This is a genomic window from Pseudoalteromonas luteoviolacea NCIMB 1942, assembly GCF_001625595.1.
Lineage (GTDB): Bacteria > Pseudomonadota > Gammaproteobacteria > Enterobacterales > Alteromonadaceae > Pseudoalteromonas > Pseudoalteromonas luteoviolacea_A.
This window is the reverse complement of the sequence record NZ_AUXT01000156.1, coordinates 1-21,293: the sequence shown is the minus strand read 5'-3', so window position 1 is coordinate 21,293 and position 21,293 is coordinate 1. Positions and strand designations below refer to the sequence as shown.

Annotated in this window: 21 protein-coding genes; 3 read left to right on the top strand and 18 right to left on the bottom strand. The window is 41.9% G+C overall.

Features of this window, described 5'->3' with window-relative positions; all coding sequences use genetic code 11:
- The first annotated feature begins 187 nt into the window (after positions 1–187).
- The 3 genes from N482_RS10965 to N482_RS25925 all read left to right on the top strand — a co-directional run bounded on the left by N482_RS10965 (position 188) and on the right by N482_RS25925 (position 3,352).
- On the top strand, positions 188–859 hold the full coding sequence (locus N482_RS10965; protein WP_063377079.1) for a helix-turn-helix domain-containing protein: 672 nt from the start codon (positions 188–190) through the stop codon (positions 857–859).
- Between the two features lie 17 nt (positions 860–876).
- Positions 877–1,974: an MBL fold metallo-hydrolase gene (locus N482_RS10960; protein ID WP_063377078.1), complete on the top strand. Its 1,098-nt coding sequence runs from the start codon at positions 877–879 to the stop codon at positions 1,972–1,974.
- 727 nt (positions 1,975–2,701) lie between these two features.
- Positions 2,702–3,352 carry a helix-turn-helix domain-containing protein gene (locus N482_RS25925; protein ID WP_063377077.1) on the top strand — a complete coding sequence of 217 codons (651 nt, stop codon included), beginning with the start codon at positions 2,702–2,704 and terminating at the stop codon, positions 3,350–3,352.
- Between the two features lie 184 nt (positions 3,353–3,536).
- Here the strand turns inward: N482_RS25925 and N482_RS24815 are convergent, their stop codons facing one another.
- The 18 genes from N482_RS24815 to N482_RS26115 form a co-directional block, all read right to left on the bottom strand.
- Positions 3,537–3,695, bottom strand: coding sequence for a hypothetical protein (locus N482_RS24815; protein WP_155730563.1), 159 nt, complete (start codon positions 3,693–3,695; stop codon positions 3,537–3,539).
- A gap of 1,006 nt (positions 3,696–4,701) precedes the next feature.
- Positions 4,702–6,885, bottom strand: coding sequence for a winged helix-turn-helix domain-containing protein (locus tag N482_RS10945; RefSeq protein ID WP_063377075.1), 2,184 nt, complete (start codon positions 6,883–6,885; stop codon positions 4,702–4,704).
- A gap of 489 nt (positions 6,886–7,374) precedes the next feature.
- A complete protein-coding gene (locus N482_RS10940) occupies positions 7,375–7,794 on the bottom strand; it encodes a F0F1 ATP synthase subunit epsilon (RefSeq protein ID WP_063377074.1) in 420 nt (139 codons plus the stop codon).
- A gap of 10 nt (positions 7,795–7,804) precedes the next feature.
- Positions 7,805–9,190 carry a F0F1 ATP synthase subunit beta gene (atpD, locus tag N482_RS10935; RefSeq protein WP_063377073.1) on the bottom strand — a complete coding sequence of 462 codons (1,386 nt, stop codon included), beginning with the start codon at positions 9,188–9,190 and terminating at the stop codon, positions 7,805–7,807.
- A gap of 32 nt (positions 9,191–9,222) precedes the next feature.
- Positions 9,223–10,083 carry a F0F1 ATP synthase subunit gamma gene (gene atpG, locus N482_RS10930; protein WP_063372032.1) on the bottom strand — a complete coding sequence of 287 codons (861 nt, stop codon included), beginning with the start codon at positions 10,081–10,083 and terminating at the stop codon, positions 9,223–9,225.
- Between the two features lie 49 nt (positions 10,084–10,132).
- A complete protein-coding gene (gene atpA, locus N482_RS10925) occupies positions 10,133–11,674 on the bottom strand; it encodes a F0F1 ATP synthase subunit alpha (protein ID WP_063377072.1) in 1,542 nt (513 codons plus the stop codon).
- A 14-nt stretch (positions 11,675–11,688) separates the two neighbouring features.
- A complete protein-coding gene (gene atpH / locus N482_RS10920) occupies positions 11,689–12,222 on the bottom strand; it encodes a F0F1 ATP synthase subunit delta (RefSeq protein WP_063356016.1) in 534 nt (177 codons plus the stop codon).
- A gap of 16 nt (positions 12,223–12,238) precedes the next feature.
- Positions 12,239–12,709, bottom strand: a complete 471-nt coding sequence (atpF, locus tag N482_RS10915; RefSeq protein WP_063377071.1) for a F0F1 ATP synthase subunit B — start codon at positions 12,707–12,709, stop codon at positions 12,239–12,241.
- A 45-nt stretch (positions 12,710–12,754) separates the two neighbouring features.
- Entirely contained in the window at positions 12,755–12,988 is a 234-nt protein-coding gene (gene atpE, locus N482_RS10910) for a F0F1 ATP synthase subunit C (RefSeq protein WP_004335261.1), read from the bottom strand.
- A 66-nt stretch (positions 12,989–13,054) separates the two neighbouring features.
- Positions 13,055–13,912: a F0F1 ATP synthase subunit A gene (gene atpB / locus N482_RS10905; protein WP_063377070.1), complete on the bottom strand. Its 858-nt coding sequence runs from the start codon at positions 13,910–13,912 to the stop codon at positions 13,055–13,057.
- A gap of 15 nt (positions 13,913–13,927) precedes the next feature.
- Positions 13,928–14,308 carry an ATP synthase subunit I gene (locus N482_RS10900; RefSeq protein ID WP_063377069.1) on the bottom strand — a complete coding sequence of 127 codons (381 nt, stop codon included), beginning with the start codon at positions 14,306–14,308 and terminating at the stop codon, positions 13,928–13,930.
- Positions 14,309–14,446: 138 nt separating this feature from the next.
- Positions 14,447–15,391, bottom strand: a complete 945-nt coding sequence (locus N482_RS10895; protein WP_063377068.1) for a ParB/RepB/Spo0J family partition protein — start codon at positions 15,389–15,391, stop codon at positions 14,447–14,449.
- Positions 15,392–15,406: 15 nt separating this feature from the next.
- Positions 15,407–16,192 carry a ParA family protein gene (locus N482_RS10890; protein WP_063377067.1) on the bottom strand — a complete coding sequence of 262 codons (786 nt, stop codon included), beginning with the start codon at positions 16,190–16,192 and terminating at the stop codon, positions 15,407–15,409.
- 14 nt (positions 16,193–16,206) lie between these two features.
- Positions 16,207–16,827, bottom strand: coding sequence for a 16S rRNA (guanine(527)-N(7))-methyltransferase RsmG (rsmG, locus tag N482_RS10885; RefSeq protein WP_063377066.1), 621 nt, complete (start codon positions 16,825–16,827; stop codon positions 16,207–16,209).
- 15 nt (positions 16,828–16,842) lie between these two features.
- Positions 16,843–18,732, bottom strand: coding sequence for a tRNA uridine-5-carboxymethylaminomethyl(34) synthesis enzyme MnmG (gene mnmG / locus N482_RS10880; RefSeq protein ID WP_063377065.1), 1,890 nt, complete (start codon positions 18,730–18,732; stop codon positions 16,843–16,845).
- Positions 18,733–19,150: 418 nt separating this feature from the next.
- The gene (gene mioC / locus N482_RS10875; protein WP_063377064.1) at positions 19,151–19,594 is read right to left on the bottom strand and encodes an FMN-binding protein MioC; all 444 of its coding nucleotides are present in this window, start codon (positions 19,592–19,594) and stop codon (positions 19,151–19,153) included.
- A gap of 1,130 nt (positions 19,595–20,724) precedes the next feature.
- Positions 20,725–20,997 (bottom strand): transposase, encoded by a 273-nt coding sequence (locus N482_RS24295; RefSeq protein ID WP_081227885.1) that lies wholly within the window; start codon positions 20,995–20,997, stop codon positions 20,725–20,727.
- Positions 20,940–21,257: a transposase gene (locus N482_RS26115; RefSeq protein WP_196765331.1), complete on the bottom strand. Its 318-nt coding sequence runs from the start codon at positions 21,255–21,257 to the stop codon at positions 20,940–20,942. The genes N482_RS24295 and N482_RS26115 overlap by 58 nt, the downstream gene beginning before the upstream one ends.
- Between the last annotated feature and the right edge of the window lie 36 nt (positions 21,258–21,293).

The following is a 21,293-nucleotide window of genomic DNA, read 5'->3' as shown; positions in this document are numbered from 1 at the left end:
CATCAAAAACCTCAGCCAAGACAATAAACGCCTACCTGCTGAAATGACTAAAGTAATCAATGGAGGGGCGACTTCAGGCTATAGGCTCAAAACCTCCACCACTCCACCAGTATCGGATGATAGTTCAGACACGTCTGTTACTAGCCCTTCTGATGTTTAGTGAAATACATTGAGTGGAGTAGTAGCAATGAAAGCAGCAATTACAACAAAAACGATCACAGATAATTGCACCCAGATTACTTTTAGTAATATCGTTAAGAAAATTGATAATGTTAAAACGGAAACTGACTTTCGCGATTTAGTATTAGAGCTACAGGCACCTTCTGTATCTGGTTTTGTGGGCTTCATTGCTTTCAATCACATCACACCGACTTCACTTGAGAGTAAGGTATTTGGGCGTCTGTCCGATGAAATTTGTCAACTGTTATTAAGAAAGGAAATACAGGAACACTGTAATCGCGACGCCTTGCCATTAGCTTTACATCAGTTTGGCAACCTATACCCACGGAATTTATATCTACTGCCAGTTCACGCAGGTCATAATGAGCATGGGGCAATACTTTTACATATTGAAAATCCAAAAGAAGTCGAACATTTATGCTGGTATTGGTCACCAATAGCAACGCATTTAGTGCGGGCTTATATAAAAATATCAAAGCAACGCCTTGTACCAATAACTAAGCGGGAACGAGATTGTTTACTGTGGGCCTGTGAAGGTAAAACGTCATGGGAGATTAGCCAAATTTTAGGAGTATCGGAACGTACAGTAAACTTCCACCTCGCCAATTGCATTGAAAAGACCAATAGTGCGAATAGGCTGCAAGCAATCGCAAAGTGTGTAGTATCCAACATCATTTAGAATTGTAAGGAACAACAATGCGAGCGGTTAAATACATAGGACTGTGTTCAGCAATGCTGGTAGTGGCGTGTAACTCCAACCAAACGCCACTACCTGTTATTAAGCAACACGCAGACTCTGTAAAACCCTTTGAAAACCTCTATGATTCGCCGTTTGAAGAACTTGGGCCACATCATAAAATCGACACAATGGACTTTTTAACACCTGAAGAAAAGAAACCGATAGCAGATGGCTTTTTTAGATTGGCTTACTCAGGGATCGATAAAAGTCATGGATACGACTTTGCAGAAAACCTGTATCCAACATCAATCAATAGTCAATCTCGTAACGTGATCACATGGTTAGGCCATGCAAGTTTTTTAATCCAAGATGGTTTGGGTAATAGTTACTTAACTGACCCTGTTTTTGGTGAATTCGATGGCATCGTAGGCAAGATTGGCACAATGATATTTGATGAGCTGAAGCGTTTAGGACCAGCGCCTGTTGAACCCAAGGATTTAGCCTTTGTTGACAGCGTACTGATATCCCACGATCACTATGACCATTTTTCTAATGAAACGTTATCTAAGCTCGGAGAAGACTTAGACATATTCTTGCCTCTGGGAATGCAAAGCGAATTAGTAGGGCGCTATAACAATGTGTATGCCTTAGACTGGTTTACCAACGTTGAATATAAACAAAGCACAATTCATTTTGTTCCCGCACACCACCATTCTAAACGAGGTATTTTTAGCCAGCGTGACAGCCTTTGGGGTGGCTGGATTATTAAAGCCGGTGAACAGACTATCTATTTTGCGGGTGATACGGGCTATAGCCCAATATTCAAAGATATACAAGAAAAGTACGGTAATATGGATGTGTGTATGATGCCGATTGTCGCTTACGGAAAACATTACAGAAGTGTGCACTTATCCCCAGAAGATGCGTTAAAAGCAGCTCAAGATCTTAAATGTAAAGTATTTGTCCCTTGGGGGTATGGTACTTGGCAACTTGGCTTTGAACATGTCAATGAACCACTACGTAGATTGGCCTACGCAGCCAAAACATTCAAGCCAAATTTTAAAGTGCGAGTGCTAGGCATGGGAGAGTCATTTAAGTTCACTGAATTACTATAATCGAATCACCAACCCACTTCACAAGCGCCCTGCAATCAGCACCCGTGTCCGCTGATTGTTTTTGGGCGCTTTTTCATATATTGCTTGCTGAAAAATTCAGTATTAAGCCTATTTGTGATTTCTTTGTAACGTGCTTAGCTCCTTGAAAGTGTTTATAAATCAGTACTATTATTCAACCAGTGTACACTGTGATATGTCCACTAATGCGCCTTTCTGCCCTTTATAAAAGCTCTCTACACCGTAAACAAAGCAACCATAAAAGGTACATAGGAGCGTTCTTGTATAATACATTTGTTCTTTGCACACATTTATCTTCACCTTAAATAAATGTATACCCTTATTGCTCCCTCAAAAGCAAACAACAACTTAGGCCTATTTTATCTTTCATCCCTATTCACCACGTATTATTGCCATATCTTAAATAGCTCATAGTTCTGTCATCTCCTGATATCATTTCCCCACATATAAGTACCTAAAACACGTAATCTTGGGTAGCTTGTAGTAGCAAAATTGAAAAATGCGACTCTTATTGATTCGGAATAATTAATAAATCTTAGCCTACGCTAACATACGTATGAAGATTCTATTACACAACCATTTCTACCATAACAAACAAGCTTAAGATTCTGTTTTAAATTGATATTTTTTTTAAATTTGAAAATTTGCAAGGAAATACATTTAACGCCACTATACGTATAACCAATGCTTATCAAATGCGGGAATTGAGATGACTAACAACAATTTAGAAAGCACATTTGCAGACATACTGAGTTTTAAACCTCTCATCAATAAAGCTGGGAAGATTGACTCACTAACTCAAATAGAGGCATGGTTGAGTGAAATTGCAGCCATCACTCAATGCAACACCATACATATGGTCGGTTTTCAACCTCTGTCTCCAACATCTTATCAACATCACATTGTTGGGACTCATTGTCGTCATATTGAAGAAGCTTCATTAGATCTAATTTATGAGCATTGCAGGGAGTACCACAGTGCCTATTCGATAGACCTTAAGGGGTGTGCGTATGCACTGGCAATCCCAATTAGAGGTGTGAGTGGTATTTTAGGTTCTATTTTCATCACGAGTAACACCTTTTTTTCCTCGCAACAACAAGAGTGGCATTGGAGTATTTTAGGGCCTCATTTATTGCTTGCTTTAAAAAGGTGTTTATCTAAAGAGAGAATTAACATAACAAAACGCGAACGCGATTGTATTCTTTGGGCATCAGAAGGAAAAACGTCTTGGGAGATCAGTCAAATACTGGGGATTTCCGAACGGACTGTAAACTTCCATTTGAGTAACTGTATTGAAAAAACCAACAGCGCAAACAGACAGCAAGCAATCGTAAAATACTTATTCAATCACAACCTCTAATGAGGCTGTCGCACCCGCCTAAATGGTATTGCTGACTTATCGACTCAGTTAATCTGGAACTAAAAAACAACGACAGTGTGCTAAACAAAAGCTCTTGATTTAGCCTCATTAATGAGGCTAAATCAGTAAAAGCGAAGCTTCCAAATCAAACGGGTGAAATACATGTGCTTCGAATTAGCACATGCTATCTATACTGCGTCGCATTGGAGAGATCGCCATCGTCAAACCATAATGTAAGCCGCGCTCTGATACCGCCTGCAATACACATTGCCTCTAGCGCCTTATCCTCTGTGCTTGTGATAGATAACTTTGGAAAATTGCAATTTTTTAATTTTATTTTCATGATATTACCCAGCTTTTAGTTTTTGTGGAGTAAATATAAGCAGCTCTGCAACGTCCCGTTACGGTTTTAGTGCCACTGCGCCTGAATGATAAAATACTCTGTTATTATGCGCCCTCCGGCCATACTAAATTAATATATTTGCCGTTATAGAACTTGCCTCTATTAGAAGGGTTGGCGTCCTTGCCAAAAAACGAAAAGGCATACCGGAAGCGTGACTCAAAGCTCTCCTGCCTGCCTCAAACTGCCACAATTCTTCTTTGCGAGAACTCAGGATGGTCGTCGGCCCCTTGCCCTCGTCCGAAAACTCAGACGTGTGTCTTGGTCTTCATACTGTTTATTCGCCATTCCCTGATGTGACGTCCTTGTCACTACCGAATTTCTCTCTTTATTATTTTTAGTGCGCGAACTTCAGTATCCTTTATGCATTCCTTTTACTACTTACCTGTCACTACTTGATTGGTTGCAACTTTGCTATATCCTTTAAGCCAATAAATCGCATGCAGCCATGTATTTGAACAGCTTGAAACACTGCGTATCCACCAAAATCACCCTCTGGAATATTGCTTAGCGCGCAACCCCATAGTAGTAAAACCGGAGAAACCGAGTAACTGTCATTTTTTACAGAAGCAATAAAAAAAGGCACCATTAAATACATTATGCGGCGTTATAACCAACAGTGAAAAAGCATGTTTAAAGCCATATATAACAAGCAATCAATAAATTTAACTTAGTATTTTGAAATAAAGGCATGTCATATCGTTGCGAAACGCACGCTCTAAGCCTAGATATCTGAATTGAATTAATAAGGCGTATAAAAGCGTGTAGTGAGGCTCACAGTATGTGCGGCAATGGTGTGCCATGTCATCGGTTTTGTGTGGCTGACGCTTCTCTCACACGCGTAACAAAAGAATTACAACGACAGAAGCCTTTAAGATGCCAACGGGTAGTATGGAAGTAAATCGTGAGCTCTATATCTAATCACACTCGACAGAGCTCACGGCACTTTTTATTTTGAAACCGACACATTTAACAAGTGATTATTTTGCAATCGCTTTGCATAGACATACACTTGCCCTTCTTTGGCACCTGTAAAAATACCGAAGAAAGAATCTGTTTTGCGCTCAACATTCAGTAAACGTGTCACAGCGAGACTATTCAACTCCATTTTACTCACGCTATTACCAGAACTAAAGTAGACAAAATTACCAGTGATTGACCAACTTAAATGGGTTGTATCTGACAAGTCTAACAACTCTTGTTCTTTACCTGTCACAATGTCACGTTTAAAAAGCCTATAACTCTTATCAAAATAAAATAAGTGATGCTCATCGAGCATTCTGGCAGAATGAATGCCCTTTTTAGTCAAGCGAACAAATTTTTTCTCTGCAAGGTTATAGCTCCATGCATCACTCGTGTCCTTAACTAGAGTCATCAAAATATTATTTTTTAGCCCCCAATTAGCATCCGCAATAGTGTCACTAACCGTAATACTATCAGTGACCTCTAAATCACTCATGGTCATGATTTCTACGTAATTTTGGTACGCTACTAATATCTTGCTATCATCAGGAGATAAAGCGATGTCAACGATTTCAGTGGTTGGAAGCTCAAGTAACTTGATGCGCACGCCATCAATAATTCTCCATAATGATTGATTCCTAGCGCCTCGAGCCAGATATATTCCGCCATTTGCATGATTAAATGGCGCCACCAGAGATTCTGTGGCATCCGATACCGAAAAGGGAATTAACGAAGGTACGTCTTCACTTTCATCAATTTGATAAATATTGCCATCTAATAACTTAGTCGAAAATATTAATTGCTCAGGAGAAACAACCATATAACCGTGCATTTCTTTTTCAAGTGGGTAGTAGGTGCTCGAAACAATCTTAGTCGCTAATTCATAGGTCATGAGTTTGTTTTCATTATAATCAAACCACATTACACGACTGTCATCTTCTGACCATTCAACTGAACGAAGCTTATAGTTTAGACGCACTAACAATTCTTGATCACTGCCGTCAGCATTCGCTTTGAAAATGGCTGTGCCATTTTTGATAGAGCGTAAAAACAAAATATCATTTTTGCTATGTGACAACTTGACATAAAAGTCACCACTAAAACGAATATTGGGTGAGGTTACCTGAAACTCTGTCCCACTTTTTAAGTCTTTACTGAAAATAGCAGATATGTATGGTCTGTCACGATAATCATACTTAGTGTACAACAGCGTGTCATCCATACTCGTTACACTCATTCTACGCTCAGCACTGCAATCCCAGACTTTCTCATGTTGCGCATCAAGCAAGTTAGGTTCAAAAGTCGCTGACCAAAGCTCACAAAACTTATTTTCCCCGATACTACTTACTTGATAATAAAGCCGTAAATGGTCTTCAGCCCACCCCGTTGGCATGACATTTTCGCCTTCCTTTTTCACGAGTCTAATATTTTTTAAGGACTTCATATCCTTAACATAAAGTGCAGAGGTACGGTCCCCTTCAGCTAAAAATGAGTATGCTAATAATGCACTATCTGGAGACATTTCTTGAAATGCTACAGACCCTTTTCTCCACGTTAGGATCTCTTTATCGAGCTGCGTAACATAGTCGTTAAAGTTATCTCTGCTCGACCCAGGACGCGCATTTACATTAGGCGAAGATAAATATGAATTGATTAACACCCCGACAAACATGCAAGCGCTTAGTGCAACAGAGCCCCACATAAGCTTTGTATTGTAACGAGGTGGCATATTCTGACGAGCAGAATCTGAATCTGGTAACCTTGTACTGTCTTGAGCTAACCTCTGAGGATCCTTCGCTATACTCTGTTTAGCGCCCGCTCCTTTATAGATGATCTCAACATCTAAAACAAAGCTGTACCCAGTACGATAATGAGTCTTCAAAGTCTGGCCACGTTGCTTGTCTGATTTTAGTGCTTTGCGTAATTCTGATATCGCTCTGTTAATGGCATTATCATCAACATAAGGTTGTTGCCATACTTCATCTGTGAGCTCTTGACGCGTGACAATGCGATGACTGTTATCAATAAAATACAACAGCATTCTAAATAGCAGAGGCTCCAGCTCCCTTTCAATTTTATCGTTGTCTGTTAGTAATTGTTTTTCTGGATATATCGTCCAAGATTCCAGTTGTATTTTTTCTATATTTTTACAAAACGCAACAATATTCATATTCTTATTTTAGGATATAGGAATAAAAGCAGTGTAAATTCGTAAAGCCCTTGTATGCTTACCCACATGAAAAAGAGCTGACTATTTAATACAATGCACTTAAGTTAAGTACGCCATGGCAGACGCCCAAATATAGGACCTTTAACTATACTATTTTAAATATCCATGAATGTGAACAATTCTTCACTCAGATTCGATGAATAGTTACCAATAGATTTAAGCATCGATAGCACGCACCAGTTTAACAACAATACTTTATTAACCAAAATTAATAATCAATAAGAACCAGCCAAAACTACTTTTACATTCATCTCATTTCTAAGTTGGACTCTGCTCGCCATCTCTATGAATTACGCCAAGCGAATCTTTATAGACGGTATTGATACACAATAGTTTTGCACCTCTATTGCAGAGGTCGGATTTTTCGAAAAAATAAAAAGCCCACGCTAAGTTCCCCTGGCGTGGGCTTTAAACCAAATAGGTGGTTGGTTATTTGCGCAACTGGCGAATAACGCGTAGCTGTGCAAGCGCTTCTTCTAGCTGTACAGCCGCTCGATTATAATCAAGATCAGCTGTCGAGCCTGAAGATATTTGCGCTTGAGCTTCACGTCTGGCTTCTTCAGCAGCTTGCTCATCAAGCTCTTCACCACGGATAGCAACGTCCGCTAGAACGGTTACTGTCTTAGGCTGAACTTCAAGCGTACCGCCTGCAACGTAGATGATCTCTTCTGCACCATCTTCTTTAACCAAACGTACCATACCAGGTTTTAGGCCAGTCAGGAGTGGCGCGTGGCCAGGGTGAATACCAAGTTCACCTTCACTACCTGTTACTTGAATAGTGGCAACAAATCCTGAGAATACACTCTTCTCTGCGCTTACTACGTCAAGTTGTACTGTCATTGCCATAATAACCTCCTAATTACATGTTTTTAGCTTTATCAACTGCTTCGTCGATTGAGCCAACCATGTAGAATGCCTGCTCAGGCATATCATCAAAATCACCGTTTAGGATGCCCTTAAAGCCAGATATTGTGTCTTTAAGAGAGACGTATTTACCAGGTGCACCTGTGAATACCTCAGCAACGAAGAACGGCTGAGATAGGAAACGCTGGATTTTACGTGCACGAGATACAACTTGCTTATCTTCGTCAGATAGCTCGTCCATACCTAAGATCGCGATGATGTCTTTCAGTTCTTTATAACGCTGAAGTACAGTCTGAACGCCACGTGCAGTCTCATAGTGCTCGTTACCGATTACTTGAGGGTCTAGCTGACGTGAAGTTGAATCTAGTGGGTCTACCGCAGGGTAGATACCTAGAGACGCGATGTCACGTGAAAGTACTACTGTTGCGTCAAGGTGCGCGAACGTTGTAGCTGGCGATGGGTCAGTCAAGTCATCCGCAGGTACGTATACCGCTTGGATTGAAGTGATTGAACCAGTCTTAGTCGAAGCGATACGCTCCTGTAGAACACCCATCTCTTCAGCAAGAGTTGGCTGGTAACCTACCGCTGAAGGCATACGACCTAGAAGTGCTGATACTTCAGTACCTGCTAGTGTATAACGGTAGATGTTATCTACGAAGAATAGTACGTCACGACCTTCGTCACGGAACTTCTCAGCCATTGTAAGACCAGTTAGTGCAACACGTAGACGGTTACCCGGTGGCTCGTTCATCTGACCATATACTAGAGATACTTTATCTAGTACGTTTGAGTCGTTCATCTCATGGTAGAAGTCATTACCCTCACGAGTACGCTCACCAACACCTGCGAATACTGAGTAACCGCTGTGCTCGATTGCGATGTTACGGATAAGTTCCATCATGTTTACGGTTTTACCTACACCGGCACCACCAAATAGACCAACTTTACCACCTTTAGCGAAAGGACATACAAGGTCGATTACCTTGATACCCGTTTCTAGTAGCTCAACTGAACTTGATTGATCTTCGTATGAAGGCGCAGCACGGTGAATAGACATACGCTCTTCTTCACCAATTGGACCTGCTTCATCGATAGGCTGACCAAGTACGTCCATGATACGACCTAGGGTCTTAGTACCAACTGGAACCTTGATTGGCTCACCTGTGCCTTCTACTGAGATACTACGACGTAGACCGTCTGTAGTACCAAGTGCGATACCACGTACCACACCGCCACCTAACTGCTGTTGCACTTCTAGTGTCAAACCAGCTAGGTCGCCTTCTGTAACTTTTAGTGCGTCATATACGGCTGGCACGTTGTCTTGTGGGAACTCGATGTCCACAACGGCGCCGATAATTTGGACGACCTTACCTAAACTCATGTCTATTCCTCTCGTTAAACTTTGCCGAAGCGTTAAACAGCAGCCGAACCGCCAACAATCTCACTAATTTCTTGTGTGATTGCAGCCTGACGTGCTTTGTTGTAAACAAGTTGCAGCTCATCCATTAGGTCGCCTGCGTTATCAGTTGCGGCTTTCATCGCAACCATACGGGCAGCCTGTTCAGATGCAGCATTTTCTACTACACCCTGGTACACCTGTGACTCAATGAAACGAACCAATAGCGTCTCTAAGATCGCTTCTGGATTTGGCTCATATAAGTAGTCCCAAGCGTGGGCTGATACTTCTTCTTCAGCTTTTGGCAAAGGTAATAACTGTTCGATCGTTGGCTCTTGCTTCATTGTGTTAACGAATTTGTTGTACACAACGAACAAGCGGTCAATTTTGCCTTCAGCAAATGCATCAAGCATTACTTTTACAGGACCAATTACGTCCTGAATTGAAGGTGTATCTCCAAGACCCGCTTTTTTAGCGAGTAATTCACCGCCAAAACGTTGGAAGAAACCGGCTGCCTTACTACCTAAAGTAGCATATTCAGCGTCAACGCCTTTTTCTTTCCACGCCTTAACGTCTTGTGTGATTTTCTTAAACTCATTTGAGTTTAAGCCACCACACAGACCACGGTCAGTTGAGATAACAATATAACCAACTCGCTTAACATCACGGTCCTCTAGGAACGGGTGATGGAAGTCAAGATTTGCTTGAGCAACACGACCGATCACTTTGCGTAAGTTCTCAGCGTATGGACGGCTTGATGCCACACGGTCTTGCGCCTTCTTCATTTTAGAAGCGGCAACCATTTCCATCGCGCTGGTGATCTTCTGAGTATTCTTAATACTCCCGATCTTGCTTTTTATCTCTTTTCCGCTGGCCATGACTCTCTCTCCGAATCAGTGGTGACCGAAGCCACCATGAATAACTAAATTACCAAGTTTGCGTCGACTTGAACTTCTCCAGAAGTTCTTTAAGTTGCGCTTCAATCTCAGCGTTGTAGTTACCAGTTTCGTTGATTTGAGTCATCAGCTCTGCGTAAGTGCTGTTTGCGAAACCAATTAGGCCTTCTTCGAAATCACCAATTTTGTTGATTTCGATATCTTGTAGGAAGCCTTTTTCAGCTGCAAATAGAGACAGAGACATTTCAGCAACAGACATAGGTGCGTATTGCTTCTGCTTCATTAGCTCTGTTACGCGCTCACCGTGCTCAAGCTGTGCACGTGTTGCATCGTCAAGGTCTGAAGCGAACTGTGAGAACGCCGCTAGTTCACGGTACTGAGCTAGCGCTAGACGGATACCACCACCTAGTTTCTTAACGATTTTAGTTTGCGCCGCACCACCTACACGAGATACCGAGATACCAGCGTTAACAGCTGGACGGATACCTGCGTTGAATAAGTCAGTTTCTAGGAAGATCTGACCATCGGTGATTGAGATAACGTTAGTAGGTACGAATGCAGAAACGTCACCACCTTGAGTTTCAATGATTGGCAATGCCGTCAATGAACCTGTTTTACCTTTCACTTCACCGTTAGTGAACTTCTCAACGTAATCAGCGTTAACACGTGATGCACGCTCAAGAAGACGTGAGTGAAGGTAGAATACGTCACCTGGGTATGCTTCACGACCAGGAGGACGCTTAAGTAGTAGTGAGATCTGACGGTAAGCAACAGCTTGCTTAGAAAGATCATCATATACGATAAGCGCGTCTTCACCGCGGTCACGGAAGTATTCACCCATAGTACAACCAGCAAATGGCGCTAGGAATTGAAGCGCTGCTGATTCAGAAGCAGATGCCACAACAACAATTGTGTTTTCAAGTGCACCGTGCTCTTCTAATTTACGTACTACGTTTGCGATAGTAGATGCTTTTTGACCAACCGCTACGTACACACACTTAACGCCTGTGTCTTTTTGGTTGATGATTGCATCAATTGCAAGTGCAGTTTTACCAGTCTGACGGTCACCGATTACTAGCTCACGCTGACCACGACCAACTGGGATCATCGCATCGATAGACTTATAACCAGTTTGCACTGGCTGATCTACTGATTGACGCTCGATTACACCTGGTGCAATTTTTTCAACTGGCTCGAACCCGTCGTTGTCTAGTGCACCTTTACCATCGATAGGTGCACCTAGTGTGTTTACAACACGACCTAGTAGACCACGGCCTACTGGTACTTCAAGGATACGACCTGTAGATTGTACTTTTACGCCTTCTTTAAGGTCGGCATAAGGACCCATAACTACCGCACCTACTGAGTCGCGCTCAAGGTTCAATGCGATAGCATAACGGTTGCCAGGAAGCTCGATCATCTCACCTTGCATACAGTCAGCTAGACCGTGGATGCGGATGATACCGTCAGTAACAGATACGATAGTACCTTCGTTACGTGCTTCACTTACAACTTCAAACTGCTCAATACGCTGCTTGATCAGTGCAGAAATTTCTGTGGAATTAAGTTGCATGCTCTTTTTCCCAATTACGATTGTAGCGATACTGCTAGGCGGTCTAATTTACCGCGTACGCTACCGTCAATTACGGTATCGCCAGCTTTGATAACCAAACCACTTACTACGGTTTCGTCAATGCTACAATTTAGCTTAACTTTGCGTGCGAAACGTTTTTCTAACGCAGCGCCCAATTTATCTTGCTGCTCTTGCGCAAGTTCAGTTGCAGAAACCACGTCAACGTCAATTTCTTTATCATAATCCGCTTTTAGTTCAGCGAATTGTTCAGCAACTGCAGGGACTGCAGATAAACGCTCATTTTCGGCCATCAGCTTGATAAGATTTTGACCTTGTTCGTTGAGTTGCTCAGCACATAGCTTGATGATGACTTCAGACTGCTCAGCCTGCGTAGCAATGCTACCCAGTAGCGCCTGAACCTGCTCATCGCTAGTCACTTGACCAGCGAAGAACAGCATTTCATTCCAAGCTTCAACAGCACCTTTCTCAACGGCAAGTTCAAAAGCCGCTTTAGCGTATGGGCGAGCGATAGTAGTCAATTCAGACATGCTCATACCCTCCTAATTAAAGCTCAGCAACTAGCTTATCAACGATATCGCTGTGTGCGTCTTGATTAATTTCACGCTCTAAAATCTTTTCAGCGCCAACCACAGCTAAAGTAGCTACTTGAGTACGTAGTTCTTCTTTAACACGGTTACGCTCTGAATCAATTTCAGAGTGTCCTTGAGCAATAATCTTCTCACGCTCTTGTTGACCACGAGTTGTCTCTTCGTCAACGATAAGCGCAGCACGCTTTTTAGCTTGCTCAATGATTTCAGCAGCTTGAGATTTCGCTTCATTTAGCTCTACAGCAGCTTCTTTACGAACGCGCTCAAGCTCTTTTTCAGCTTCATCAGAGGCAGCTAAACCATCTTCAATTTTTTTCTGGCGAGCTTCAATCGCACCATTTAGTGGCGGCCAAACGTACTTCATACAGAATAATACGAAGACCACAAATGCGATTAATTCACCTAGTAGAGTGGCGTTTAAGTTCACAACCGCTCCTCCTTAAAATAGTAAGCTGTTCAAAAAATAAGGCTATTAAAGTACGAACAACAATACCATCGCGATACCTACACCAATCATTGCTACCGCATCGATTAGACCAGCTAGGATGAACATTTTAACTTGTAGTGAAGGTGCAAGTTCAGGCTGACGAGCACACGCTTCTAGGAATTTACCACCCATGTTACCGAAGCCGATAGCAGTACCGATAGCACCGAAACCGATAAGTAGAGCAACAGCGATGTACTTAAGACCTAATACTAGTTCCATTTTTTTCTCCAAAGTTTCATTTGTAAATTAAAGTTAAAGTTAAAAAATCTATTTAAAATTATATTCTTAGTGGTTGTCTGAGCTAGCCATGCTTAGGTATACGATCGTCAGCATCATAAATACGAATGCTTGAAGAACGATAACTAAGATGTGGAAAGCAGCCCAAATGAAGTGCAGAGGTAACTGCATCAAACCAACTGCGCCGATCAAGATGAAGATCAGCTCACCCGCGTAAAGGTTACCGAACAGACGTAGAGCAAGCGAGAAAGGCTTAGCGACTAACGCGATTGTTTCTAGTAACAAGTTAAAAGGGATTAAGAAAATCATGCCGATTTTGTTCTTAGTGCTGAACGGGTGAAGCGTTAGCTCAGCAATAAAACCGCCGATGCCTTTCATTTTGATTGAATACCCGATCATCAAAAAGAATACGCCCAGTGCTAATGCAGCAGTCATATTAATGTCTGTTGTCGGTACAATCTTCATGTATACATCGTGTGAGTCCATACCAAATGCAGTTTCACCAACGAAACCAGCGAATGCAGGTAGGAAGTCAACCGGAATTAAGTCCATTAAGTTCATTAAGAACACCCAAACAAAGATTGTTAGGGCTAATGGTGCGATTAAAGCGCTTTTACCGTGATAAGTATCGCGTACGTTGTCGCCAACGAACTCAACAATCATCTCGATGAAGCACTGGAATTTACCAGGAACACCTGTAGTGGATTTTTTAGCGGCGCTACGGAAGATCCATAAAAATAAAAGACCTAAACCGATTGACCATGCGAGGGTATCTACGTGCCATGTCCAGAATCCACTATCCGCACATGCTTTATTGAAGGCAAGACCGGCATCGGTCGAACACATCTTGGCATTGGTCAAGTGGTGCTGAATATGGCTTGATAGAGTAACTTCTTCTGCAGCCATGTTTTATCCCAAAAGTTAATGATTAAAAAAAATCGGTGCTAGCCACTGCGAAAACATCACGAGTATGTAACAGCAGAAAAATGGCAACGCCATAACACTTAAATGTTTAAATACCAGTGCAAATATGCAAATGGTTAGCAAAAATTTTAATCCTTTGCCTCGTTTTAACGAGTCATATACTTGCTCTGCTTTACTTGCGCCAACATATCTGAAGGCATACAAAGCAAATACGAAGTTCGGCAGCACAATTGCAACACCGCCCATCAAAGCTGACAGACTGGCTTGCGCTCCCCAACCTACTAAAACTATTACTGCAGCAATCAATGCTACGATACCCTGAAGCAAGACACCTTTTAATGCGGCACGCCTATACGGGCCAGCTAACGAATGAGTCACTTTATATTAACCTTAATGACGCTAAAATTTATCAGGGTATAAAAACTGGCGAAATTATACTGATTTCTGCTCAATTTGCAACTTGACGCGACGAATTGACGCATAAAATAGGCACACAATTCGTCGCAAATTTGACCTTTAGGAGGGTTGTTGTAAATCTGGATGGATCCGCCCAAGAATGCCGTCTAATTCATCAAGATCAGCATAAGAAATAACCAGCTTTCCTTTGCCTTTTTGATTGTAGTTGATCTCTACTTTAGCGCCCAAGTTTTCAGCTAGCTGTTGTTCTAACAGTTTGACATCTGGGTCCTTTTCTTTTGGCTCTTTTTTAGCCACGGGCTCTTGCATAGCACGAACGAGCTTTTCGGTTTCACGCACCGTTAAGCCCTTTGCAACTGCTGTACGCGCAGCCTCTGATTGTGCCTCACCTTGTAATGATAATAGGCAACGGGCATGACCCATTTCGATATCACCATGTTCTAACAAGATTTTTACATCATCATTGAGATTGATTAAACGCAACAAGTTAGTTACGGTTGTACGCGATTTACCGACAGCATCCGCGACTTGCTGATGGGTCAGCTCAAATTCATTGAGTAGCCTATTTAGTGCAACCGCTTCTTCCATTGCGTTTAAATCTTCACGCTGAATGTTCTCTATTAGCGCAATAGCAACTGCGGCGTCGTCTTCAACTTCTTTAAGAATACATGGTACCACATCAAGACCAGCTAATTGAGACGCACGCCAACGGCGTTCACCAGCAATGATTTCATACTGGTTCTGAGCCATTTTGCGCACAACGATGGGCTGTAACACCCCTTGCGCTCTAATAGAGTTAGCAAGTTCTTCCAATGCTTGTTCAGACATATCTTTACGCGGCTGATATTTACCACGTTGTAAAAACTCGATAGGAATACGCTGTAATTCGTTTTCTGAGATTGCAACCTGCTCTGTTGCAGGTTCAGTAGATACGGCTTCGCTCGGTTGTGCTTCTAAAGTTTCCTTTGGTGCCGCAGCTGGTGGCTTAGCAGAGCTGAGTAATGCATCTAACCCTCTGCCCAGTCCTCTTTTTTTCACCGACATGTTTTTATTATCCTCTTATGCTACTGCAGCGGCTTGTTTTTCTTGACGACGCAACATTTCTCCAGCAAGCGCAAGGTACGCTTTTGCCCCGCTTGAAGCGCGATCATAGTACATTGCTGGTGCACCAAAGCTTGGCGCTTCGGCTAAACGAACGTTTCTTGGAATGACAGTACGGTATACTTTCTCACCAAAATGCTGTTTTAATTGCTCAGATACATCATTCGCTAAACGGTTGCGTGGATCATACATAGTGCGAAGAATACCCTCGATTTGTAATGATGGGTTAACCAATTTAGAAAGCTGTGTAATTGTGTCCATGAGTGCCGTTAACCCCTCAAGTGCGTAATATTCGCACTGCATCGGTACCATCACCGAATCAGCGGCAGCCATAGCATTAACCGTCAACATATTGAGTGAAGGTGGGCAATCAATAAAAATAAATTCGTAATCATCTTGAACAGATTCAATCGCATTGCGCAGACGCACTTCACGCGCAAACAGTTCCATTAGCTTAACTTCAGCGGCGGTTACATCGCCATTAGCAGCGATTAAATGATATTCACCAGAAGTTTCAGTGCAAATCACTTCATTGATTGGCGTCTCTTCAATCAGCAAATCGTAAATCGTTGCAACATCAGAATATTTATCAACGCCACTGCCCATGGTGGCATTACCTTGAGGATCAAGATCTATCAGCAATACTTTTCTTTTTGTTGCTGCCATCGAGGCAGCAAGGTTAACCGCAGTGGTTGTTTTACCAACGCCACCTTTTTGGTTTGCAATTGCAATGACTCTAGCCACAGTGTCCTCGACTCTTAGTCTTTTGTAAGAATAATTAAATGACGTTCACCTTCCAGTTTAGGTACTTGCAAGGTGATATTCTGTTCTAAAGAAATGCCATCAGGCAGATTATCCAGCTCATCTTGCGGATACATTCCCTTGAGTGCTAAAAATCGCCCTGATGTATCTATCAAATGTGTACACCATTGCACCATATCTTGCAAAGATGCAAAAGCACGACTTAGCACACCGTCTAATTTAACACTTGGTTGATATTCTTCAACACGAGACTGCACAGGCGTCACGTTTTTTAGTCCAAGCGCATGTTTTACTTGGGTTAAAAATCGTACTCTTTTTCCGAGACTGTCAAGCAAAACAAACTCAGTATCAGGGAGTGCAATCGCCAATACAATACCAGGTAAGCCTGGACCTGTACCTACGTCAATGTAGTGTTTACCTGTTAAATGTGGCGATACAACCAGTGAATCCAAAATATGCTTAATCATCATTTCTTTTGGATCACGTACAGAAGTGAGGTTGTAAGCTTTATTCCACTTGTCGAGCAGCCCGACGTAATCGACCAGCTGCTTTTTTTGATTTTCGGTCAGCGTAATGTCTGTTTCAGATAACAGAGCGTTGAGTTGTTCTAATAACACAGTTTTCCATCGCTGTTACGCCGACTTGCGTAACAGCCCTTGCTTTTTCAGATACACTAATAATAGCGAAATCGCCGCTGGGGTGATACCAGAAATACGCGAAGCTTGTCCAATCGTTTGTGGTCTCGCATCAGTCAGCTTAGCCACGACCTCATTTGATAAACCATTTACTTGGCTGTAATCAAACTCCGCAGGTAGCACCGTTTCTTCATGACGCAGTTGCTTATTGATCTCATCCTGTTGTCTTGCAATATAGCCGGCATACTTAGTTTGTATTTCTACTTGCTCAAGCGCCTGCCAATTTTCATGCTCGCTAGCCAATCCGTCAATCGCTGTTAGATCTTTGTAGCTCACTTCAGGGCGGCGGATCAAATCTTCTAAACTTGCCTCTCGAGTCAAAGGTGACTTCAACAAACTATTTACCTGCTCAAGCGCCGGATGATCTTTATGGATCCACGTTGAGCGAATGCGTTGAGATTCAAGCTCCATAACCTCAAGTTTATCGTTAAAGTTCGCCCACCGTTCATCATTCACTAATCCAAGCTCACGCCCTTTTTCAGTCAATCTCAGATCCGCGTTATCTTCACGCAGTAGCAAGCGATATTCAGCACGACTGGTAAACATACGATAGGGTTCTTTTGTACCTAATGTTGCAAGGTCATCGATCAATACACCTGTGTACGCCTCGTCTCTGCGCGGTGTCCATGACGCTTCGCCTTTAACTTGCAATGCAGCATTCACACCCGCGATCAAACCTTGCGCACCCGCTTCTTCATACCCTGTAGTGCCATTGATTTGACCAGCAAAGAATAAGCCGTTGATAAACTTGGTCTCTAAAGATTGTTTTAAGTCTCTAGGATCAAAGAAATCGTACTCAATAGCATAACCTGGACGACAAATATGCGCATTTTCGAACCCTTTGATTGAACGTACAATTTCTAGCTGAATATCAAATGGTAAGCTGGTGGAAATACCGTTAGGGTACAATTCATAAGAAGTTAACCCTTCCGGCTCTACGAATATCTGATGTTTTTCTTTATCCGCAAATCGCACGATCTTATCTTCGATTGAAGGACAATATCTTGGTCCAATACCTTCAATAACACCTGCATACATAGGTGAGCGATGCAAGTTATCGCGGATCACATCATGGGTTTTCTCGTTGGTATAAGTAATATAACAAGGGATCTGCTGTGGGTGATCCGATTGTTTACCCATAAAAGAAAATACAGGAGTCGGGGTGTCTCCCGGTTGCACTTGCATAACAGAGAAATCCACTGTTCTTGCATCAATACGTGGCGGGGTTCCGGTTTTCAATCTATCTACACGAAATGGTAATTCACGCAAACGATCCGCAAGCGCGATAGAAGGAGGATCCCCTGCTCTACCGCCTTTGTAATTTTCTAAACCAATATGAATTTGGCCACCAAGAAAAGTACCAACAGTAAGTACCACTGACTCGGCACTAAAGCGTAATCCCATCTGAGTCACAACACCTTTCACTTGATCTTGTTCAACAATGAGATCATCACAACTTTGTTGGAAAATCTTTAAATTATCTTGATTTTGCAAAGTGTCTTGGATCGCTGCTTTATACAATGCGCGATCTGCTTGTGCTCTGGTTGCTCTTACAGCAGGTCCTTTTGAAGAGTTTAAAGTCCTAAACTGGATCCCGCCTTTATCAATGGCTTGTGCCATTGCGCCACCTAAAGCGTCAATTTCTTTTACTAAGTGACCTTTACCGATCCCGCCGATCGCTGGGTTACAAGACATTTGTCCCAGTGTGTCCATATTGTGAGTTAACAATAAGGTATTCATACCCATACGTGCAGCTGCAAGTGCAGCTTCAGTACCAGCATGACCGCCACCAACAACGATTACGTCAAAATGTTCATGATAAATCATTTACGGGATCCTACTTAAATACAACCAGCAAATTTTGAAAGGATGCGTATTCTACCTAGAAAAACGCAGAAGTGAAACGATTAAATTTTAACCTATAGGTAAAATAGATCACTTAATATATATAAGGATCTTTTTAAAGATCTTTATTGATCTTATAATTACTGACACCAAGATCTGTGAATAAGGTTATATTCTCACTATGATCCATAGACTTAGCCTAGATCAAATAGTGTGAATTAGATCGGATCATAGGGCGTATAAGCTTTGATCAAAACGGCTATTTATACACAGCTGCAAAAGCCACTAAAGTTATCCAATGGATAAGTAAGTTTAGATCAGCAGTTAGATCAAAGCTTATCCACATACGGGATAAAATTTAAATTAATATGTGGATAACTTATGCGAAACCGCTTTTGTACTAACTTGCTGTCACGATCTCACTAAATTCGGGCAGCCATTCTAAAGCTGTATCTTCTGGCAATGCCTCATCAAGGACATCGATTTTTAATGTAGGCAGTAGCGCTTTCGCGCCCTTCTCGATCAGTAACTTTTCGCCATTGATTGCGGCATGGTTATAAGTGTCATAACTTGAATCACCAATACCTACCACTGCAAATCTAATACGGCTCATATCTGTTTGTGCTTGTAGTTGAGAAATAAAAGGCAATAAATTCTCTGGATAATCACCCGCGCCATAGGTAGATGTGACGATTAGCCAAGTGTCGCTTTTACAATTAGATAGATCTGGCTGTTCATGTACATTACATGAGATTGATCTCGACTCAAGATCCTCCGCCAGTTGCTCTGCAACGTATTCAGCAGATCCCATTTGGCTACCAATTATGATCTCTAAGTTACTCATTTTTTCTCAAATTAGCACTATTTATGTTATGCCGCTCATAATAAAGCGCGCTGAGCAGAAGTAAAGAGATAGTTTTTGCCTTGGATAAATTTGGACTGATTAATAATTGGCTTTTTGTGGGTTGTTCTTACTATCCTATTGTTTATAAAGTCTTTAATAAAATATTCCTAGCGAGTAATATGCTAAATTGCTGTGGATAAGCAGGGTGCAATATATGGCTTCCTGCGATCAAATACATCTAAGGAACTTAGGTAATCTTCCTGCTTGCTGTGTTATACACTTGGTGTGGATAATTTTATGCCAAACCTGATCGATCTTAGAAGGTCGATCGGATTGTTTAGGATCTATAAATTATGCTACATATAATAAAATGTTCTAAAAAAGTGTGTTTATTACCTAGTGAGGTGGAAAATCGCGAGACATTTTCTGATGATATCGTGTTTTATGGGTACTTTATTCGTGTTGTTTAATATGTTAAGTCCGATACTAAAATTTAAGATAGAGGCATTAGGGGCCTAGGACATATGCTGTTTGCCGCTACACAAGTTACAGAGCGTTGAATAAGTAATCAGCCAGAATAAGAGGATTGGGAAACAAAGTGGGTTCGTTTGCTACCGAGTGCTATAAGGCTACATGCTGTTATAGACGCCAAATACGCGCTGACATCAACACCGTGAGTCTGAGTAACACGCATTATTCAAGGGTAGATCAAGAACACGGAGTAATCGGATCTGCGCTTTATTAGATAATACATTGATAATGTAAAGTGATTAAGAAAGAAGCCAACATGAGTTCATGATAGGACGATTATCTCGTGTAAAGATAGCTCGATACGATAGTGTTAAGGGGCCTTGTTGAACAAATAAGCCTTAGAAGTGGTCTTATAGTTTTTACTTATATCCAGACATACCTAGCCTGTTCATCGTATTTATGGCTTTGATTTTAAAAAATAGTTTCAGTATGTTGGCTGTTGAAGGGGCTACTTTTTAACCTGTCACCCGTAAGCTGTTTAAAACGATAAACCCCCGTTTCAGCCAGTGAGCGTTCATGATAACCAGACTTTCCTTCCTCTGTTAAACGCCAAATTGATGCATTAATGTTATGGCACTATTTCGCGTGTGACCTTTCTCTCAATATTGGGCGTTTTCCCTTGGTGGGATCCGTGCGACGACGCCTTTAGCTGCAATCTCATCATCGCAATCGCGCGTATGATAAGCATCATCACTTGTCACTCGGTCAACGTTTCGGCGTAGTGGTCGAATTAAATCACCTAGCACTTCACTATCAGATACATTCACCATTGATAACTCGGCGCTGACAATATCATGATTATCCGTATCTATGGCTAAATGCAGTTTACGCCAAGTTCGACCTTGCTGGCTCGATGTTTTCGGGTATGCCATTCGCCATTGCCGTAAACTTTTAGGCCTGAACTATCCATAACAATATCGATAAAGCCCTGTGTAGTTGGCTTGGTTCGATATTGAACATCAAGCACTTTACCTCGCTTCCATAAGCAACTGTAACCGGGTGACTGTATAGGCGCTTTCATTAAGTTGAGGAGTGGTTTTACAAAGCCCTCTAGTGCTCGAAGAGGCAAACTAAAAACAGACCTAAGTGTTAGGCAAGTTTCAATCGCGAAATCTGAATATTGATTTACCATGCATTTCGGTGTTTTGCCAGGGTGCGAGCACACTTT

Excerpts from the sequence above, each read along its gene's own strand:
- N482_RS10965 (WP_063377079.1), top strand. The coding sequence starts at position 188 with ATGAAAGCAGCAATTACAACAAAAACGATCACAGATAATTGCACCCAG.
- N482_RS10960 (WP_063377078.1), top strand. The coding sequence starts at position 877 with ATGCGAGCGGTTAAATACATAGGACTGTGTTCAGCAATGCTGGTAGTG.
- N482_RS25925 (WP_063377077.1), top strand. The coding sequence starts at position 2,702 with ATGACTAACAACAATTTAGAAAGCACATTTGCAGACATACTGAGTTTT.
- N482_RS24815 (WP_155730563.1), bottom strand. The coding sequence starts at position 3,695 with ATGAAAATAAAATTAAAAAATTGCAATTTTCCAAAGTTATCTATCACA.
- N482_RS10945 (WP_063377075.1), bottom strand. The coding sequence starts at position 6,885 with ATGAATATTGTTGCGTTTTGTAAAAATATAGAAAAAATACAACTGGAA.
- atpD (WP_063377073.1), bottom strand. The coding sequence starts at position 9,190 with ATGAGTTTAGGTAAGGTCGTCCAAATTATCGGCGCCGTTGTGGACATC.
- atpG (WP_063372032.1), bottom strand. The coding sequence starts at position 10,083 with ATGGCCAGCGGAAAAGAGATAAAAAGCAAGATCGGGAGTATTAAGAAT.
- atpA (WP_063377072.1), bottom strand. The coding sequence starts at position 11,674 with ATGCAACTTAATTCCACAGAAATTTCTGCACTGATCAAGCAGCGTATT.
- atpH (WP_063356016.1), bottom strand. The coding sequence starts at position 12,222 with ATGTCTGAATTGACTACTATCGCTCGCCCATACGCTAAAGCGGCTTTT.
- atpE (WP_004335261.1), bottom strand. The coding sequence starts at position 12,988 with ATGGAACTAGTATTAGGTCTTAAGTACATCGCTGTTGCTCTACTTATC.
- atpB (WP_063377070.1), bottom strand. The coding sequence starts at position 13,912 with ATGGCTGCAGAAGAAGTTACTCTATCAAGCCATATTCAGCACCACTTG.
- N482_RS10895 (WP_063377068.1), bottom strand. The coding sequence starts at position 15,391 with ATGTCGGTGAAAAAAAGAGGACTGGGCAGAGGGTTAGATGCATTACTC.
- mnmG (WP_063377065.1), bottom strand. The coding sequence starts at position 18,732 with ATGATTTATCATGAACATTTTGACGTAATCGTTGTTGGTGGCGGTCAT.
- mioC (WP_063377064.1), bottom strand. The coding sequence starts at position 19,594 with ATGAGTAACTTAGAGATCATAATTGGTAGCCAAATGGGATCTGCTGAA.
- N482_RS24295 (WP_081227885.1), bottom strand. The coding sequence starts at position 20,997 with ATGGCATACCCGAAAACATCGAGCCAGCAAGGTCGAACTTGGCGTAAA.
- N482_RS26115 (WP_196765331.1), bottom strand. The coding sequence starts at position 21,257 with ATGGTAAATCAATATTCAGATTTCGCGATTGAAACTTGCCTAACACTT.